The organism is Streptomyces carpinensis, from assembly GCF_002154505.1.
Classification (GTDB): Bacteria; Actinomycetota; Actinomycetes; order Streptomycetales; family Streptomycetaceae; genus Streptomyces; species Streptomyces carpinensis.
The window spans coordinates 1-912 of the sequence record NZ_MUBM01000607.1; the positions used below are offsets into that span (position 1 = coordinate 1).

The 912-nt window shown below is 77.3% G+C and carries 1 protein-coding gene; it reads left to right on the plus strand.

The window, feature by feature from the left end; all coding sequences use genetic code 11:
* On the plus strand, positions 1–912 hold a 912-nt coding region (locus BZY54_RS46875; RefSeq protein WP_425276393.1), incomplete at both ends, for an FtsX-like permease family protein.

The following is a 912-nucleotide window of genomic DNA, read 5'->3' on the forward strand; positions in this document are numbered from 1 at the left end:
GCGGACACCGCGCCCGCCGAGGTCGTCCAGCTGCCAGTACGCCGCGTCGGCGCGGGTGGGCCGGTACAGGCCGGTGATCGTCACGTGGGCCTTCGGGCCGCCGAGCCGGTCGGCGAGGGTGAGCCGGGCGCCCGGCCGCAGGCCGAGACGCTGCGCGGCGGCCCGAAGGCCCACGTGACGATCACCGGCCTGTACCGGCCCACCCGCGCCGACGCGGCGTACTGGCAGCTGGACGACCTCGGCGGGCGCGGTGTCCGCAAGGTCGACTTCACGACGTACGGCCCGCTCCTGGCCGACCCCGGCGTCCTCTCCGGCGGGAAGGTGAGCGAGGGGCAGTCCGCCTGGCAGGCGTCGGCGGACTTCTCGACGCTGACCACCGGACGGATCGACGCGCTGCGCGGTGCCGTGCGCGACGGTGCCACGAAACTGCGGAAGACCACCGAGCTGGGCACCACCCCGGTGGTGACGACCGGGCTGCCCGATGTCCTGGACCGGATCGACCGCTCGCTGCTCGTCGCCCGCTCGACCCTGCTGATCGCTGCGCTGCAACTGGCGTTGCTCGCGGGCTACGCGCTGCTGCTGGTGGCCCGGCTGCTGAGCAGCGAACGCGCCGGTGAGACCCGCCTGCTGCGGGCGCGCGGCGGATCCCGGGCCCGGCTCGCGGGCCTCGCGGCCACGGAGGCGCTGCTGCTCGCCGTGCCCGCCGTGGCGTTGGCGCCGCTGCTGGCCGGGCCGCTGACCCGGCTGCTGGCCGGGCAGGGCGCGCTGGCCCGGATCGGGCTGCACCCGGACGTCCCGGCGACCGGGCCGGCCGGGGTGTGGCTGGTGTCGGCGGCGGTGGCGCTGGGCTGCGCGCTGGCGGTGACACTGCCCGCGCTGACGTCGTCGTTCGCGGTGCGCCGCCGGGCGCGG